We start from the raw sequence: 17832 nt of genomic DNA on the forward strand, positions 1-17832 counted from the left end.
CCCGCCCCCTGCGAGGAGGGGACGGGGGCGCCGGCGTTTCCGGGGGACGGCCTACCGGCGGCCGGTGGAGGCGTGCACCCGGTCGTCCGAGTCGTCGTCCTCGACCGGCTCGGGCGTGCCGGACGGGCGCGGCACCCGCACGGCACCCGGGGCGCGGCCCTTCCGGGCGGCCTCGGCGAGGGCGAGCTGCCGGTCGGCCTCGGCCTGGATGGCGTCCTTGTCGCCGATCTCGGCGTCCGGCAGCGCGTCCGGGAGGATGTCCTCCAGCAGGCGCAGCGGACGGTAGGCCAGGCCCAGCAGGCCCCAGACGAAGAGCACCAGGCCGACCACGACGAGCAGCAGGCCGGCGCCGCGGCCGGGTCCGGTGCCGAGCACCAGGCCGACCGAGTCGGCGAGCGCGCCGCCGGGGCGCATCAGCGGCTCGAAGACGTGGTCGGACAGCGGGCCCGCGGTGAGGAAGCCGAGCGGCATCATCGACATGGCCAGCATCTGGTTGGTGGCCAGCACCCGGCCCTGGAGCTCCATCCCGACCTTGGTCTGGATCAGCGACATCCAGTGCGAGTTCAGGATCATCATGGACGCCCAGAGGACGAAGAGTCCGCAGGCGGTGAGGGCGGTCTCGGGGCGGCTGCCGGTGAGGACGGCGGCGAGGCCGACCACCGAGGTGAAGCCGATCATGCCGACGGTGCGGCGGCGGGTGCCGCCCCACAGGCCCATGACCAGGGCGCCGATCATCGCGCCGAGGCCGCCGAGGGCGGTGATGACGCTGAGCTGGAAGGGCGTTCCGGTGGCCAGCACCATCGGGGTGACGAGCACGGTCGCGACGGCGAACAGGTAGTTGAACACCACGAAGAAGACCACCATGGCGACCAGGCTGTGGCGGCGCGCGATGTACCGCCAGCCGGTGACGACCTCCCGCCAGAGCGGCTCCTCCTGCTTGTCGAACAGGGCGTCCGGGAAGCGGACCAGCAGCAGGCAGGTGACGCCGATCAGGAAGGTGGCCATGTCGAACAGCACGACGCCGTGCAGGCCGACCAGGGAGACCAGGACGCCGCCGGCCAGGATGGCCATCATGTCGCCGGCGCCGGTGCCGAGCTGGGCGAGGCCGTTGGCCTGTCCGAGGTAGCGCTTGGGCACCAGCTGGGTGATCGAGGCGAGGTACGCGGGCCGTTGGAAGGCTCCGCAGGTGGAGCCGATGCAGGCCACTACGTAGATGTGCCAGATCTCCAGCAGGTCGGCCCAGAGCAGCAGACCGAGGCTGAGCATGCCGGCGGCGGCCACGGTGTCCGTGGCGATCATGATCTTGCGCCGGTCGACCCGGTCGGCGAGGGCGCCGGCGACCGGCAGCAGCAGGACGGCCGGCAGCACCGCGATGAACGAGATCATCGCGAAGTCGAAGGCCGAGTTGGTCTGCTGGTAGACCCAGACGCCGAGCGCGAAGGTCGACAGGCTGGTGCCGATCATCGAGACGAACTGGCCGATCGCCACCTTGGCGAAGATGCCCAGCTCGGCCCGGGCGGCCGGGCGCTTGACCGCGGCCGGGTCGGAGATCGTGCCGGTGGCGGCGAACTCCGCCAGCACCCGGGCGAGCTCGTCGGCCTGGTGCTTGAGGAAGTAGTGCCCGGCGCGCGGCACGACCGCGAGGTCGACGCGGTCGCCGAAGTGCTCCCACTCGGCGTAGCGCTCCTCGTAGAGCTGGGTGGCGCGGTCCTTCTCGCCGACCACGCACAGGATCGGGGCCCCGATCTTCTCCGGCCGCTCGTCCCCGTAGGCGCGGGTGTAGAAGTCCTCGGCCTGCCGGACGTCGTGGCGCAGTGCCCGGACCAGGAAGTCCTGCTCGGCCTGGTCGTAGACGTCGGTGAAGCCGCCCATGGCGCGCAGGTATTCGAGGTAGCCACGGTTGGACAGCACCCGGTCGCCCGGCATCCGGCGCGCCATCCACTCGGCGAAGCGGCCGGGCAGCCGGGCGGCGGGGAAGGTGCCGCCGAGCGCGAGGCCGCGCAGGTCGACGCCGGCCGCCTCCAGCCGCGAGCCGAGGGCGGTGGCGAGCGCGCCGCCCAGGCAGTGGCCGTAGAGCAGCACCGGGCCGTCGACCTTCTCCAGCACCTGGGCGGTCAGCGTGTCGGCGAGGGTGGCGAGTTCGGCGAGCTCGTCGTCGGGCCGGCTCGGGTCGTGGCCGGGCAGCTCGACGGCGTACAGCCGGTGCCCGTCGGGCAGCGCGTCGGCGAGCGGCTGGAAGGTGATCGGGCTGCCGCCGCCGTAGGGGACGCAGACCACGTTGATCCGGGCGGGGGCGTTGCCGCGGGTGAGCTTGTGCAGCAGGGTGCGCGGGCCCTCGTCGGCGGTGCCGCCGGCCCGGGCGTCGATCAGTGCGGCGAGCTCGCGGACGGTCGGGTGCTGGAAGAGGTCGATGACCGACAGGCCGTCACCGATCAGGCGCACCGCGCGCACGGCGGAGAAGGAGTCGCCGCCGAGGGCGAAGAAGTCGTCGGCGGCGCCGATCTCCCCGGCCTCCAGCACCTGGCGGTAGACGTCGGCGACCGCGTGCTCGGTGTCCGTGGTCAGCTCGCCGCCGCCGGAGACCGGCTGGGCGGCGACCGGCTCGGGCAGCGCGGCCCGGTCGACCTTGCCGTTGGCGTTCAGCGGCAGGGCGTCCAGGACGACCAGGGCGGCCGGGACCATGTAGTCGGGCAGCCGGGTGCGCAGCGCGGCGCGCAGCTCGCCCGGCTCGGGCGCGGCGGACGGGTCGGCGGGCACCAGGTAGCCGACCAGGGAACGGGCGGCGCCCTCGCCGCGGGCGACCACGACGGCCTCGCGCACCTCGGGACGGGCGGTCAGCTCGGCCTCGACCTCGCCGATCTCGACCCGGAAGCCGCGGATCTTGACCTGCTGGTCGATCCGGCCGAGGAACTCGACGGCGCCGTCGGGGCGGCGGCGGACCAGGTCGCCGGTGCGGTAGGCACGGCGGCCGTCCACCTCCAGGAAGCGCTCGGCGGTGAGGTCGTCGCGGCCGAGGTAGCCGCGGGCGACGCCGCCGCCGGAGACGTACAGCTCACCGGGGACGCCGACCGGGACGGGGCGGCGGCGGGCGTCCAGGAGGTGGGCGCGGACGTTGCCGAAGGGCCGGCCGAGCGGCGCGGTGGCCGCGTCGCCGAGGTCGGCGGGCACCGGCGCGCCGAGCATCGAGACGGTGGTCTCGGTGGGCCCGTAGTGGTTGTGCAGCGGCAGGTCGGGCCGGGCGGCCCGGATCCGGTCCACCAGGTCGGGCCGCAGCGCCTCGCCGGCGCAGATCAGCAGCCGGGCGGGGAGGATCGCGCCGAGGCCGGTGCCGAGCGCGGCCAGGCCCTCCAGGTGGCTGGGGACCAGCTTCATGGCGTCGATCCGGTGCTCGGCCACGTAGGCGGCGAAGGCGTCCGGGTCGGTGGCCTGGTCACGGGTCAGCAGGTGCAGGCAGCCACCGCCGGTGAGCGCGCCGAACACGTTGGTGGTGCCGAGGTCGGCGGCGAAGGTGGAGACCAGCGCCCAGTTCCAGCCCTGCTGGTCGCCGCCGATCCGCTCGCGCAGGCCGTGCAGGTAGTTGCGGTAGTTGCGGTGCTCGACGGCGACGCCCTTGGGGGCGCCGGTGGACCCGGAGGTGAAGATGAGGTAGCAGAGGTGCTCGGGGCGGACGTCCGCCGCGGGCGCGTCGGCGCGCTCCTCGCCGTCCGGGACGACCACCGGGAGGTCCCCGGTGAGCCGCTCGCGCAGGTCGTCGGTGGTGACGACGGCGGCGGCCCCGGACGCGTCGAGCAGGGCGTGGATGCGCCCGTCCGGGTAGACCGGGTCGAGCGGCAGGTAGGCGCCGCCGGCCTTGAGGATGCCGAGCATGCCGACGACGAGGGCGGCGGACCGCTCGACCAGCAGGCCGACCGGGCGGTCCGGGCCGACGCCGTGCGCGCGCAGCCGGTGGGCCAGCGCGTTGGCGCGCCGGTCGAGTTCGGCGTAGCTGAGCACGCCGTCGGCGCCGCGCACGGCGGGCGCGTCGGGGGTGCGGCTGGCCTGCTCCTCGACCAGGGCGTGCAGGGTGCCGTCGAGGTCCCAGCCGCGCTCGGTCTCGTCGTCCCAGACGGCGAGCTGCCGCTGCTCGGACGGGGTGAGCAGGGGCAGGTCGGCGAGCGGGCGGTCGGGGCCGGCGGCCATCGCGTCGAGCACCGTGGTGAGGTGGCCGAAGACCCGGCGGACGGTCGCCTCGTCGTACAGCTCGGTGCGCCAGACCAGGTCGGCGGCGAGCTCGCCGCCGGTGTCGACGACGGCGACCGAGAGGTCGAACTTGGCGGTGTCGGTGCCGACCGGCCTCCAGCTGACCTCGTGCCCGGGCAGCTCGGGGCGGGCCTCGGCCTGGTTGTGGACGTTCAGCAGGACCTGGAACAGCGGGGTGTGGGCGAGTTCCCGCTCCAGGCCGAGGGCGTCGATCAGCCGCTCGAACGGCAGGTCCTGGTGGCCGTAGGCGCCGAGGGTGGCGTCCTTGACGCGCTCCAGGAGCTCGCGGACCGTCGGGTCGCCGGAGAGGTCGGTGCGCATCGCCAGGGTGTTGACGAAGCAGCCGACCAGCGGCTCGGTCTCGCTGCGGGTGCGACCGGCGATCGGGGTGCCGACGGTGACGTCCTCGCTGCCGGTGTAGCGGCCGAGGACGGTCTGCAGGGCGGCCAGCAGCACCATGTAGACGGTGGTGCCGGTCTGTTCGGCGAGGGTGCGCACCCGGCGGCTGCGCTCGGCGCCGAGCTCCTCGGTGAACCGGGCGCCCGCGGTGCCGGCGACGGCGGGCCGCGGCCGGTCGGCGGGCACCGTGACGGTGGCGGTGGCGCCGCGCAGGCGCTCCTGCCACCAGGCCTGCTGGCGGTCGAGTTCGGCGGCGAGCTCGGTCTGCTGCCAGTGCGCGACGTCCGCGTACTGGACGGCCAGCGGCTCGAACGCCGGGGCGGCTCCGGCGCGACGGGCGCCGTAGGCGGCGGCGAGGTCGCCGAAGAGCACGCCGATCGACCAGCCGTCGGCCGCGATGTGGTGCAGCACCAGGCTGAGCACGGCGCCGTCGCCGGTGCGCAGCAGGGCGGCGCGCAGCGGCAGGTCGGCGGCGAGGTCGAAGGGCCTGCGGGCCTCGGTCTCCAGCCAGGCGTCCACCCGGTCGGCGGGGACGTCGGCGGTGGTGAGGGTGAACCGGTCGGCGGGCAGGGTCTCGGGGCGGACCTCGCCGTCGACCTCCGGGTAGACGGTGCGGAGCACCTCGTGCCGGGCGAGGACGTCGGTGAGGGCGACGCCGAGGGCGGCCTCGTCGGGCTCGCCGTCCAGGTGGAGGGCGAGCGGGATGTGGTAGGCGGCGCTGTCCGGCTCGTACTGGGCGAGGAACCACATCCGGCGCTGGGCCGAGGAGAGCGGTGCCGGGGTGCCCTCGGGGCGCGGGGCGATGCCGTGGCGGTCGGTGCCGCCGGCCGCGGCCGCCGCCTTGGCGGCCTTGGCCTTGGCGAGGCGGCGGCGCAGCAGTTCCTGCCGTCTGGCGGCGGGATCCGGTTCCGGGACGGTCCCGGCGGTGGGCTGGTCGGTCATGCGGTGGTCTCCCCCGTTCGGGCGCCGGTGTCGCCGGCGGCCGTGCGTGCGTCGGTGGTTCCGGACTCCCCGGAGTTGCCGGTGGTTCCGGATTCGGTGCGGTGGATCACTGGGCGCTCCCGGCGGTCTCGTCGGGGCCGAGGTCGTCGCCGAGGTCGTCGAGGTCGTCGATCTCCTCCAGCAGGCGCTCCTCGACGCGGCGGGCGAGGGCGGCCAGGGTCCGGTCCTCGAAGACGACGCGCAGCGGCAGTTCGGTTTCGAAGGTGTCCCGGATCCTGGCGAGCAGCCGGGTGGCGAGCAGCGAGTGGCCGCCGAGCGCGAAGAAGTCGTCGTGCCGGGAGACCCGTTCGACCTTGAGGACCTCGATCCACAGGTCGGCGAGCAGTTCCTCGCAGTCGCCCTCGGGCGGGGCGCCGGCGCCGCCGAGCTGCGGCACGGGCAGGGCGGCCCGGTCGACCTTGCCGGCCGGGGTCAGCGGCAGGGCGTCGAGCAGGACGAGGCCGGCGGGCACCATGTAGTCGGGCAGCCGCTCGACCAGGGCGGTGCGCAGCGCGTCCTCGGTGAGGCCCGGGGCGACGGCGTAGCCGGCCAGGGCCGGGCCGGCCGGGGTCTCGACGAGCCGGGCGGCGCCCGCGGTCACGCCGGGGACGGCGGTGAGCGCGGCCTCGATCTCGCCCAGCTCGATGCGGAAGCCGCGGAGCTTGACCTGGGCGTCGGCGCGGCCGTGGTACTCCAGGCGGCCGTCGGCGCGGCGGCAGGCGAGGTCGCCGGTGCGGTACATCAGCGCGCCGTCGGTGCGGCCCGGTTCGGGGGTGAACCGCTCGGCGGTCAGGTCGGGCCGGCCGTGGTAGCCGAGCGCGACGCCGGTGCCGGCGATGCACAGCTCGCCGATGCCGTTGACCGGGACGGGCTGCCCGGAGGGGCCGAGCAGGTGCAGCCGGGTGTTGGCGATCGGCGCGCCGAGGGCCACCACGCCGCCGTGGGCAGCGAGTTCGGGGGTGACCTGCTGGGCGGTCGACCAGACGGTGGTCTCGGTCGGGCCGTACAGGTTCCACAGCGCGCGGACCCGGCCGAGGAGCGCCAGGGCGAGGTCGGCGGTGAGCGCCTCGCCGCCGCACAGGGCGGTCAGCCCGGGGTGGCCGTCCCAGCCGGCCTCCAGCAGCATCCGCCAGGTGGCGGGGGTGGCCTGGACGTGGGTGACGCCCTGCTTCTCGATCCAGGCGCCGAGCGCGGCGCCGTCGGTGGCGGTGGCGCGGTCGGCGATCTCCACCCGGGCACCGGTGACCAGCGGCAGCCACAGTTCCAGGCCGGCGATGTCGAAGGTGACGGTGGTGACGGCGGCCATCACGTCCCGCTCGGTGAGGCCGGGTTCGCGGCCCATCGAGGTGAGGAAGTTGACAATCGCGCGGTGCGGCACGGCGACGCCCTTGGGGCGGCCGGTGGAGCCGGAGGTGTACAACAGGTAGGCCGGGTCCTCCGGGCCGACGGTGACGGCCGGCGCGACCGCGGGGGCCGCGGCGTGCTCGGGGCCGTCCACCAGGGCGCTCGCGCGGCCGTGCAGCAGCTCGTCGCCGGCCGTGGCGGTCTCGGCGACCAGCAGGGTGACCCCGGCGTCGTCGAGCACGCCCCGGTTGCGGGCGAGCGGCTGGTCGACGTCGAGCGGCAGGTAGGCGGCGCCGCTGCGCAGCACGCCGAGCAGGGCGGCGGGCAGCAGCCTGCCGCGCCGCACGGCGACGGCCACCAGGCTGCCGGGGCCCGCGCCGCGGGCGGCCAGCAGGTGGGCCAGCCGGTTGGCGGCGGCGTCGAGTTCGGCGTAGCTGAGGGTGCCGTCGGCGGCGGCCACGGCGGGCGCGTCCGGGGTGCGGGCGGCACTGGCGGCGACCAGCTCGTGCAGCCGGGCGTCGGGGACCGGCGCCTCGGTGCGGTTGACCGGCTCCTCCGCCGCGAGTTCGGCGGCGGAGAGCATGGCGAGCTCGCCGAGCGGGCGGTCGGGTTCGGCGACGGCGGCGGCGAGCAGCGCGACCAGGTGGTCGAGTGCCGCGCGCACGGAGCGCTCCTCGTAGCGGGAGGTCCGGAACTCGGCGGACAGCAGCGGGCCGTCGGCCGGGAACTCCAGGAACAGCGAGAGGTCGGTCTTCGCGGTGCTGTTGCACACCTCGGCGACGAACGTCAGGTCGAGGCCGGGCAGTCGCACGCCGGGCACCGGGTGGTTCTGGACGGCCAGCAGCACCTGGGAGATCGGCGAGGCGGTGAGGCCGGCCGAGCCGCCGGAGCGGCGGGCGTGGTCGACGAACGGGTGGCCGCTGTGCTCGGCGGCCTCCAGGACGGTCGGGCGGACCCGGGCGAGCAGTTCGCGGAAGGTGTCGGTGCCGGCCACGTCGAAGCGCAGCGCGACGGTGTTGATCAGCGAGCCGAGCACCGTCTCCAGCTCGGGCACCGGGCGGACGGCGAAGGGGCTGAGCACGGCGACGTCGGTGCGGCCGGTGTAGCGGTGCAGCACGCCGCCGAGTGCGGCGAGCACCGCCATGTAGAGGCTGGCGCCCTCCTGGGCGGCCCACTTCTCGACGCCGCCGACGAGGCCGGCGTCGAGCCGGCGGGCGATCCTCCGGCCGGCGATGTCCTGCGGGTTGGGGTGCGGACGGTCGCCGGGCAGGTGCTGGTCGCCCTCGATGCCGCGCAGCCGCCGGCCCCAGCGCTCGGCGGCCTCGCGGCCGGCCGCGACGTTGAGCTCCTCCCAGCGCGCGACGTCGGACAGCTGGAGCGCGGGCTCGGGCAGTTCGCCGTCCTGGTGGGCGCGGGCGACCTCGGCGAGGAACAGCCCGGCGGCCCAGCCGTCCATCGCGGCGTGGTGCACGGTGAACAGCAGCTCGTGCCGGTCCTCGCCGGTGCGCAGGGCGAGGGCGCGCAGCAGCCGGCCGCCCGGCAGGTCGAGCGGGCGGGCGGCCTCGGCGCGCAGCGCGTCGTCGATCGTCTCCTCGTCGGGCGCCGCGCCGTGCGGCCCGGTGAGGTCGAGCAGCGGGACCTCGACGGTGTAGGGCGGGCGGACGTCGGCGACGACCGGGTCGTGCTCGGTGGGGATCGCGGCCCCGTTCAGGGCGGTGCGCAGCGCCTCGTGGCGGCGGACGACCTCGGTGAGCGCGCGGCCGAGCGCCTCGCGGTCGAGGGCGCCCTCGGCGCGGATCCGCAGCGGCACGTTGTAGAGCGGGGTGTGCGGCTGCATCGACTCGTGCAGCCACAGCTCGTGCTGGAAGTCGGTGGCGCGGGCGGGCAGGTCGGCCCGGCGCCGGGGCGGCTCGACGGAGGCCCGTCCGCCGCCGCCGTTGGCGACCCGCACGGCGAGGGAGGCGACGGTCGGGGCGGCGAAGAACTCGGCGAGCGGCACCCGGGTGCCGAACTCGCGCTCGACCCGGGCGAGCAGGCCGGCGGCGAGCAGCGAGTGGCCGCCGAGGTCGAGGAAGACGTCGTGGACGCCGACCTCCGGCACGCCGAGCAGGCCCTGCCAGAGTTCGGCGATCCGGGTCTCGACGGGGGTGCGGGGGGCGACGAACAGCTCGTGCCCGGCGCGGCTGCGGGCGACCGGGGGCAGCGCCTTGCGGTCGGTCTTGCCGTTCGGGGTGAGCGGCATCGTCTCCAGGACGGCGACGGCCAGCGGCACCATGTAGCCGGGCAGGGCGGCGGCGCAGTGGGCGCGCAGCTCGGCGGGCGTCGGCTCGGCGGCGCCGGCGGCGGGCTGGACGAAGGCGGCCAGGTAGTCGCCGGCCTCGTCGCGCTGGACGACGGCGGCGGCGGACTCGACGGCGGGGTGGGTGGCGAGCACGGCCTCGATCTCGCCGAGCTCGACGCGGAAGCCGCGGACCTTCACCTGGTGGTCGACGCGCCCGTGGTACTCCAGGTCGCCGTCGGGCAGCCGGCGCACCAGGTCGCCGGTGCGGTAGCAGCGCAGGCCGTCGACGTGGACGAAGCGCTCCTCGGTGAGGTCGGGGCGGCCGTGGTAGCCGCGGGCCAGGCCCTCGCCGGAGAGATAGAGCTCGCCGATGCCGCCGTCGGGCACGGGTATCCGCTGCTCGTCCAGGACGTGGCCGAGGGTGCCGTCGAGCGGGCGGCCGATGACCGGCTCGCCGGTGCCGTCGCGGGTGACCAGCGACCAGGTGGAGTAGACGGTGTCCTCGGTGGGCCCGTACAGGTTGTAGAGACGCTCGACCCGGGGCTGGGCGTAGACCTTGTCGGCCAGGTGGCGGGGCAGCGCCTCGCCGGCCAGGTTGACCACGCGCACGGTGCCCGGCAGACCCCCGCCGCCGGGAAGGCCGTCGCCGCGCAGCAGCGCCGCCATGGCGCTGGGCACGGTGTTGACCAGGGTGACCTCGTCCCGGGCGGGCAGCTCGGGCAGGGCCAGGACGTTCTCCGCGACGATGATCGTGCCGCCGACGGAGAGCGGGAGGAACAGCTCGTACACCGAGATGTCGAAGCACACGGAGGTGCCGAAGAGCACGCCGGCGAGGTCGGCGGCGGTGTAGGTGCCGGCGGCCCAGCGGAGCATGGCGTTGACGCCGCGCTGGGTGACCGAGACGCCCTTGGGGCGGCCGGTGGAGCCGGAGGTGTAGAGCACGTAGGCGAGCGCGTCGGTGGTGGCGTCACCGGTGGTGGGGCGCTCGGCGGCCGGGTCGAGCGGGGCGGAGGGGCTCTCGCCGTCGACGTACAGGAGGGTGGCGCCGGCACCGTTCAGCAGGTGCTCGTGGGCGCGGTCGGTGACCACGACGGGGGCCTGCGCGTCGCCGACGACCAGTTCGAGGCGGTCGCGCGGGTACGCCGGGTCGAGCGGCACGTACGCGCCGCCGGCCCGCAGCACCGCCAGAAGACTGACCACGAGGTCCGCCGTGCGCGGTAGGCAGACCCCGACGAGGGTCTCGGCCCGGACACCGGCGGCGGCCAGCCGGCCCGCCATGGCGTCCGCCGCGGCGTCCAGTTCACGGTAGGTCAGCCGGCGCGTGCCGTCGATCACGGCGGTGGCGTCCGGTGTTCGTCTGACCTGCGCGGAAACCAGGGCGGCCAGAGGGGCGGCCGGATCCAGCGGGGGAAGTCCCGTCGAACTCATCACTCTCTCCCGAGGGGTGCTGCTGCATCGACTTGTGGTCGGCGAGAAATGGGCGGTGTGCCCTGGGAGATGGTGGGGTAAAGATCTACGAATCACCAGCACATTTCCGTCACTCGTTCGATATGCCGGAAAGATCACCCCCTTCTCCCCCGTCAGCGGTGCTGAAGCGTGACGGTTCGTTGGCGATTTCTTACAGATTGTCAGTCCCCTCGACGCCCCCTTGGCAGGGTCAGTTCGGACCGCTACGGTTTCGCCAACGGTCCGTCAGCTACGCCACCCGTGCGTCCTGCCGACGCCGCAAGCAGATTTCCGGACTTTACATTGTCCGAGGACAGTCAAACAGATGGGGGGTCATGAGGCTCCGGGGAGGCTCCCGGGAGGCTGCGGACGGGACCGGCGCGGCGGGTACCGGGTGCGCCTCCCACGGTCCGTCACCCGCTGTCCCGGGCGCCTGGGGCACCGGCCGCGTCCCGGCCCCGGTCCGGCGCCCGCCCCCGTCCCGGGCCCCCGCCCACGGCGGTCCGGGACGACCCCGGACCGGACGCCCGGCGCACACCACCCCCACGAGGCGCCAGAATGGACCCATGTCCCGACGCCGTTCCCCCGCCCGCGCCGCCGCGCCCGCCCCGCGCCTGCTGCCGTCCTCGCCCTGCCCCTGCGGCCTGCCCGCCAGCTACGCCGAGTGCTGCGGCCGGCTGCACCGCGGCCAGGCCGCGGCGACCACCGCGGAGGCGCTGATGCGCTCGCGCTACAGCGCCTTCGCCGCCCGGGACGAGGCCTACCTGCTGCGCACCTGGCACCCGGACAGCCGGCCGGACTCGGTGGACTTCGACCCGGGGCTGCGCTGGCTGCGGCTGGAGGTGCTCTCCACCACCGAGGGCGGGCCGTTCCACGCCGAGGGCACGGTGGCCTTCCGCGCCCACTACGCGGACGGGCGGGAGGAGGGCGTCCTCACCGAGCACAGCCGGTTCGTGCGGCACGAGGGCGCCTGGGTGTACCTGGACGCCCTCGCGCTGGACTGACGCCCCCGCGCGGGCCCGTCAGCAGTCGCCCCGGAGGCGACCGCCCCGGAGCCGGCCGCCCTAGAGGTAGTCGTCGAGCCGGGCCAGCGCGAAGCCCTGGGCGGTCACCTCGTCGACCACCTTGCGCAGCAGGTCCGGCATGGTGCCGCTCCACAGGTCGGTGCCGCGGAAGTGGGTGAGGATGATGTCGCCCGGGTGCAGCCGCCGGTCCTCGTAGCGGTACTCGACGCGGTCCGGGAACGCCTCCTCGTTCCACAGCGGCACCGCCTCGATCCCGCAGGAGGCGGCGGCCCGCAGGGTGTCCTCGTTGTACTCGCCGTACGGCGGGCGGAACAGCCGCGGGCGGGTGCCGATCTGCTCCTCCAGCTGGTCCTGCTGGCGGCAGATCTCCTCGCGCTGGGTGCCGTACCCGAGCACCTTGAGGTTGCGGTGGTTGATGGTGTGGTTGTTCACCGCGTCGCCCTGCGCGGCGAGTGCGCGGAAGTAGCCGTAGTCGGGGCGGGCCAGGTAGTCGGCGACGAAGGTCGACAGCGGGATGCCCAGCTCGGCCGCCATCCGGTTGAACTCCGGGTCCTTCTCGGCGCCGTCGTCCACGGTCAGGAAGACGATCCGCTCGTCGGTGGGCACCCGGTAGACCACCGGCGGCACCCCGTCCGCGAGCTTCACCCCCGGGGCGGCGACCAGCTCGGGCCGGCTCGCCGGGCGCGGCGGGGCCGGCAACGGCGGCCGCGCCAGGCCCCAGCGCGCCGCGGTCTCCAGCACCGCCCTGGCGGCCTCCGCCCGGCGGGCCACCGCCTCGCTGCTGGTCTCCTCCTCCGCCCGGGCCGGCCCCGGCAGCACCACCGGCACGACGGGAGGGCGCGGCACGCCGCGGTCCGCCGCCGCGCTCGCCCCGGTGCGCCCGGCCTGGTGCACCTCCCCGCCCCCGCCGGGGCCGCCGCAGCCCGCCACCGCGGCGGCCAGGCACACCACGGCGGCCAGCCCGTTCCGTCCCCACCCGCGCCTCCGCCCCGCCAACCCCCCACTAGTACGACTATCTGATGACCTGTCCATAGCCCCACTGCTCCCCCGCCACGCCGGTCACCCAATCCCCCCGTCACCCGCCCGGCCGACCGGCGGCGGGATGATCGAAAACGGCTCGCGGCAGGAGCGGCGGGCGCCCGATAATGCGCCCATGACGATCAGCACGCAGCGATGTACGACCGAACCCTGGGCGATCGCGCCCGCCGACGTCGGGTCCGCGGAGTCCCTCGCGCTGCTGCGCGACTACTACATCGACGTGGCCAACAGCTACTACCGGCTGCACCTCGGCCGGGAGGGCACGCCCGAGGAGATCGAGACCGGCCTCGCCGGCTCGCCCAGCGACGACCTCGCGCCGCCCACCGGCGTCTTCCTGCTCGGGCGCTACGGCGGCGAGGCCGCCGGCTGCGCCGGACTGCGGGTCGTCGACGCCGCCACCGTCGAGCTGACCCGGGTCTACATCCGCCCGGCCCGGCGCGGCACCGGCGGCGGAGCGCGGCTGATGGCCGCCGTCGACGCGGCGACACGGGCGCTCGGCGCCGAGCGGATCGTGCTGGACACCCGGCTCGACCTGGTGGAGGCCCGCGCGCTGTACACCCGGCACGGCTACCGGGAGATCCCCGCCTACACCGACCGCCGCTACGCCGAGGTCTGGTACGCCAAGGATCTCGCCCGTGCAGACCGTTGAGCTGCTCTGCGACCCTCCGCTCGACCGCGCCGTGCGCGCGGTCTGGCAGCAGCTCGCCGACGGCGGGGTGGACAGCCTCGCCCACAACCCGCACCCCGGCCACCGCCCCCACCTCACCCTGGCCGCCTGCGCCCGGATGCCCGCCGGGGCGGCCGACCGGCTCGACGAACCCCTCGCCGACGCCCTGCCGCTGACCGTCCGGCTGACCGGTCTGCTCTCTTTCTCCGCCCGCAGCAAGCGCCGGGTGCTCAGCTGGTCGGTCGTCCCGACGGTCGAGCTGATGCAGCTGCACCACCGGGTCTGGGAGGTCCTGGAGCACGCCGAGTACCCCGACCCCCACTACGTCCCCGGCCGCTGGTCCCCCCACCTCGGCCTCACCCGCCGCCTCCCCCCGGACGCCGTCACCCTCGCCCACACCCTCCTCGGCCGCCACCCCGACCTCACCGGCACCCTCGACACCGCCCGCACCTTCGACACCGACACCCAGCACCCCCGCCCCCTGGGCCCCGCCACCGACCGACACACCCGGCCGTAGACCACCACGACCCCACCCGAACCGCCGCCCTCCTGCCGGGCCCCCTCCCCCTCGCCCACCCCCCTCCACGGCCACCACCCTCGACACCGACACCCAGCACCCCCGCCCCCTGGGCCCCACCACCGACCGACGCACCCAGCCGTAGACCACCACGACCCCACTCGAACCGCCGCCCTCCTGCCGGGGCGAGCGTCGGTCTCGATCAGACCGGACGCGGCCGCAGCGCAGTCCGTGCGGTGAGGCGCCTCCCGGCCACCGGGCCGGGGGCGCGCATGCCCCGGCGTCCGCGGACCCGGCCCGGGCCACAAGGCACGCCCTCGGGCCTCTCCCGGACCGTCTCGGACCTGTGGGGGTCTCCCCAGCCTTCGGCCTGGGGTACCCCAGGCGTGCGTGCACCGGCGGTCCAAAGGCGGGGCCACCTCCAGACCGGAGACCGAGGGCGTAAGCGCCCCAGCGACGACCGCCTGACGCGATCCGAACGACAGGGCGAGCCCACGTCTTACGGACCGGGCCGGACGAGACCGCAGCGCAGTCCCTGCAGTGCGGCACCCCCGGCCCGGGCCACAAGGAACGCCCCCGGGCCTCTCCCGGACCACGTCGGACCCGTGGGCGCCTGCCAGGGGTACCCCCAGGCGCGCGTGCATGGGCGGTCCGGAGGCGGGGCCACCTCCGGACCGGAGACCGGGGCGTGCCAGGCCGGACGAGACCGCGGCAGAGTCCCTGCGGTGCGGCACCCCCGGCCCGGGCCACAAGGCACGCCCTCAGGCCTCTCCCGGACCACGTCGGACCCGTGGGCGTCGGCCTGGGGCACCCCAGGCCTGCGTGCACCGGCGGTCCGGAGGCGGGGCCACCTCCAGACCGGAGACCGGGGCGTGCGCACCCCGGCGACGACCGCCTGACCCGATCCGAACGACAGGGCGAGCCCACGTCCTACGGACCAGGCCGGACGAGACCGCGGCAGAGGCACGCTGGGGCACCTCCCCGCCGGAGGGCGGACCCGGCCTGGGCCCGCAGGGTGCGCCCTAGCCGCGCAGGGCGGCGGCCAGTTCGACGAGGTCGGGCGGGGCGGCGCCGGGGCGGGTGACGGTGAGGGTGGCGGCGGTGGTGGCGCGGAGGAGGGCGGTGTCGAGGTCGGCGCCGGTGTGGCGGGCGTGCAGGAGGGCGGCCGTGAAGGCGTCACCGGCGCCGACGGTGTCGGCGACCTCGACGCGGCGGGCCGGTGCCTCCGCGTGGCGGCCGTCGGCGGTGAGTGCGAAGGCCCCGGCGGGCCCGCGGGTGACCGCGACGGTGGCGGGGCCGAGGCCGAGGCAGTGGCGGGCCGACTCCTCCGGGGTGCGGTGGGGGTAGAGCCAGGCGAGGTCCTCGTCGCTGGCCTTGACCAGGTCGCTCAGCGCCACGCAGCGCTCGACCCGGCGGACGGCCTCGGCGTGCTCGCCCATCAGCGCGGGCCGCACGTTCGGGTCGTAGCTGACGGACGCCCGGCCGCGCCAGCGCTCGACCAGGGCGAGCACGGCCGCCGCGCCGGGCTCCGTGACGGCGGCGATCGAGCCGAGGTGCAGGTGTCCCGGCGGGAAGGGCAGCGCGAACGGCGGGAGGGTCCAGCCGATGTCGAAGGTGTAGTGCGCCCGCCCGCCGGCATCCAGCCGCACCACCGCCGAGGGGGTGCGCGGGCCGCCGTCCCCGCCCGCCGGCTCGCGCAGCAGCGTGACGCCGGCCGACTCCAGGTGGGCGCGGATCAACCGGCCGTACGGGTCGTCGGCGAGTTCGGTGAGCAGCGCGACCGGCTCCCCGAGCCGGGCCAGGCCGTACGCGACGTTGGCCGGGCTGCCGCCGGGGTGGACGGTGTCGGGCGCGCCGTCGGTGCGGACGACGTCGGCGACACATTCGCCGATCACCACGAAGTGCGGGCTGGTCACGGGTTCGCTCCTGCCGGTCCGGTGCGCCGGCGGGGGCTGCGGGCGGCCGGCGCGGCTGCCCAGCCTACGAGGCGGGGCGCGGCGGCACGGTGCGCGGGCATGAGAGTACGGCCGCCGGTCCTGGCCAGGCGCTCCGGCGGCCGTGGCCCCGTCCGTCAGGGGGCGGAGCTCTTCGAAGGTATGACACTGCGCAGCCGTCCGGCTACCACAATGGGCCGTCCGGGGGACGCCGCGTGTCGCCCGGACTGTCGGAGCCCTCTGCTACGGTCCGTGCCCGGAGGATCGCTCACCGGAAGCAGGTCCGTTCGACACGAGACGAGGTGACCGCTGTGCCGCCCGGACACCGTCCTGTCCTCGCCACCGCGCTCGCGCTGGCGGCGCTCCCGCTCGCGCTGACCCCGGCGGCCGGCGCCCCCGCCGCCGGCCTCGCGGGCGCACCGGGCACCGGGGACCCCGTGTTCCCCTCGCTCGGCACCACCGCCTACGACGCGCTCGCCTACGACCTCGCGTTCGACTACCGCCCCGCCACCCGCACGGTGGACGGCACCACCGTGCTGACCGCCCGCGCGCTGACCCGGCTGACGGGCCTGGAGCTGGACGCGCTGGGCCTGGACGTGCACGCCGTCCGGGTCGACGGGCACCCGGCCGGGTTCCGGGCGCACGGCGAGAAGCTGACCGTGCTGCCGGCCCGGCCGGTGCGGGCGGGCGCCGTGCTGCGGGTGGAGGTGGAGTACAGCGCCGACCCCCGCGCCGCCCTGCCGCACACCGGCTGGGTGGTGACGCCCGACGGCTTCGCGGTGGCCGGGCAGCCGGACGGCGCGCACACCGTCTTCCCCTGCAACGACCGGCCGGGCGACAAGGCCCGCTTCCGGATCGCCGTCACCGCGCCGGACGACCTCCTCGGCGTGGCCAACGGACGGCTCACCGCCACCGAGCCGCACCCGGACGGCACCACCACCCGGCGCTACGTCTCGCGCGAGGCGATGGCGACCGAGCTGCTGCAGGCCTCGGTGGGCCGCTACACGGTCCGCGAGCGCGGCGGCCCGGACGGGCTGCCGCTGCGCGACGTCGTGCCCACGGCGCGCGCCACGGACCTGGAGCCGGCCCTGGCCCTGACGCCCGGCCAGCTGGCCTGGGCGGAGCAGCACCTCGGACGGTTCCCGCTGGAGACGTACGGGCTGCTGCCCGCCGACACCGACGACCCGGCGGCGTTCGGCTTCACCGGGCTGGAGACGCAGACGCTGACGCTCTACAAGCCGGACTTCCTGCGCGGGCCGGAGCGGACGATCGGCTCGCACATGATGCACGAGTTGGTGCACTCCTGGTTCGGTGACAGCGTCACCCCGGGGACCTGGGCCGATCTCTGGCTGAACGAGGGCCATGCCGACCTCTACGGCTTGATGTACCGCTACGAGCGCGGCTGGCCGGACTCCGGCGGCTCGACCACGCTCACCGACCGGATGCGCAGGGTCTACGCCCAGGGCGACCAGTGGCGCCACGACTCCGGCCCGGTGGCCGTGCCGACCGCCGCGACGCTGTTCGACAGCCAGCGGTACACCGGCGGCGCGCTGGTGCTGTTCGCCCTGCGGGAGCGGGTCGGGGCGGAGGTGTTCGACCGGATCGAGCGGGCCTTCCTGGACCGTCACCGCCACGGCACCGCCACCACCGCCGACTTCCTGCGCACGGCCGACGAGGTCTCCGGGCAGCCGCTGGGCGACTTCCTGCGCGAGTGGCTCTACGGCGAGCGGACCCCGCCGATGCCCGGTCACCCCGACTGGACGGTGGACCCGGTGGATCCCGGCGCCGCCGAGCGGACGGGAGGTGGGCCGCGCGGATCGGGGACGCTCTGACGGAGGGCGCCGGCGGGGTTCTCCGGGGCCGCCCGGGCGGGGCGTGGTGCGGACGGCGGGCGGCGGGCGGGCCGTCCCGCCCGGCGCGCCCTGCCGGTGCCCCCGGGCGCCCCGCGCGCGCCCTTGGCG

Annotated in this window: 8 protein-coding genes; 4 read left to right on the forward strand and 4 right to left on the reverse strand. The window is 75.8% G+C overall.

Features of this window, described 5'->3' with window-relative positions:
* Window positions 1–51: 51 nt before the first annotated feature.
* Both ACFXAM_RS30650 and ACFXAM_RS30655 read right to left on the reverse strand, forming a co-directional pair.
* Window positions 52–5580 (reverse strand): amino acid adenylation domain-containing protein, encoded by a 5529-nt coding sequence (locus ACFXAM_RS30650; protein ID WP_380296160.1) that lies wholly within the window; start codon window positions 5578–5580, stop codon window positions 52–54.
* Window positions 5581–5686: 106 nt separating this feature from the next.
* Entirely contained in the window at window positions 5687–10672 is a 4986-nt protein-coding gene (locus tag ACFXAM_RS30655; RefSeq protein ID WP_380296162.1) for an amino acid adenylation domain-containing protein, read from the reverse strand.
* 584 nt (window positions 10673–11256) lie between these two features.
* Here ACFXAM_RS30655 and ACFXAM_RS30660 point away from each other — a divergent pair.
* Window positions 11257–11694, forward strand: coding sequence for a YchJ family protein (locus tag ACFXAM_RS30660; protein WP_380296163.1), 438 nt, complete (start codon window positions 11257–11259; stop codon window positions 11692–11694).
* A gap of 60 nt (window positions 11695–11754) precedes the next feature.
* Here ACFXAM_RS30660 and ACFXAM_RS30665 read toward each other — a convergent pair whose 3' ends face one another.
* Window positions 11755–12666 (reverse strand): polysaccharide deacetylase family protein, encoded by a 912-nt coding sequence (locus ACFXAM_RS30665; protein WP_380296164.1) that lies wholly within the window; start codon window positions 12664–12666, stop codon window positions 11755–11757.
* A 202-nt stretch (window positions 12667–12868) separates the two neighbouring features.
* Here ACFXAM_RS30665 and ACFXAM_RS30670 point away from each other — a divergent pair, with 202 nt between their 5' ends.
* Window positions 12869–13402: a GNAT family N-acetyltransferase gene (locus ACFXAM_RS30670; protein ID WP_380296166.1), complete on the forward strand. Its 534-nt coding sequence runs from the start codon at window positions 12869–12871 to the stop codon at window positions 13400–13402.
* Window positions 13389–13937 carry a 2'-5' RNA ligase family protein gene (locus ACFXAM_RS30675; RefSeq protein WP_380296168.1) on the forward strand — a complete coding sequence of 183 codons (549 nt, stop codon included), beginning with the start codon at window positions 13389–13391 and terminating at the stop codon, window positions 13935–13937. Before ACFXAM_RS30670 ends, ACFXAM_RS30675 begins: the two co-directional genes overlap by 14 nt.
* 1022 nt (window positions 13938–14959) lie before the next feature.
* Here ACFXAM_RS30675 and ACFXAM_RS30680 read toward each other — a convergent pair.
* Window positions 14960–15853 carry a carbohydrate kinase gene (locus ACFXAM_RS30680; RefSeq protein WP_380296169.1) on the reverse strand — a complete coding sequence of 298 codons (894 nt, stop codon included), beginning with the start codon at window positions 15851–15853 and terminating at the stop codon, window positions 14960–14962.
* 320 nt (window positions 15854–16173) lie between these two features.
* Between ACFXAM_RS30680 and ACFXAM_RS30685 the strand changes: the two genes are divergently transcribed.
* Entirely contained in the window at window positions 16174–17703 is a 1530-nt protein-coding gene (locus ACFXAM_RS30685; protein ID WP_380296170.1) for a M1 family metallopeptidase, read from the forward strand.
* Window positions 17704–17832 lie beyond the last annotated feature (129 nt).

The sequence above is a fragment of the Kitasatospora sp. NPDC059462 genome (genome assembly GCF_042749955.1).
GTDB lineage: Bacteria > Actinomycetota > Actinomycetes > Streptomycetales > Streptomycetaceae > Kitasatospora.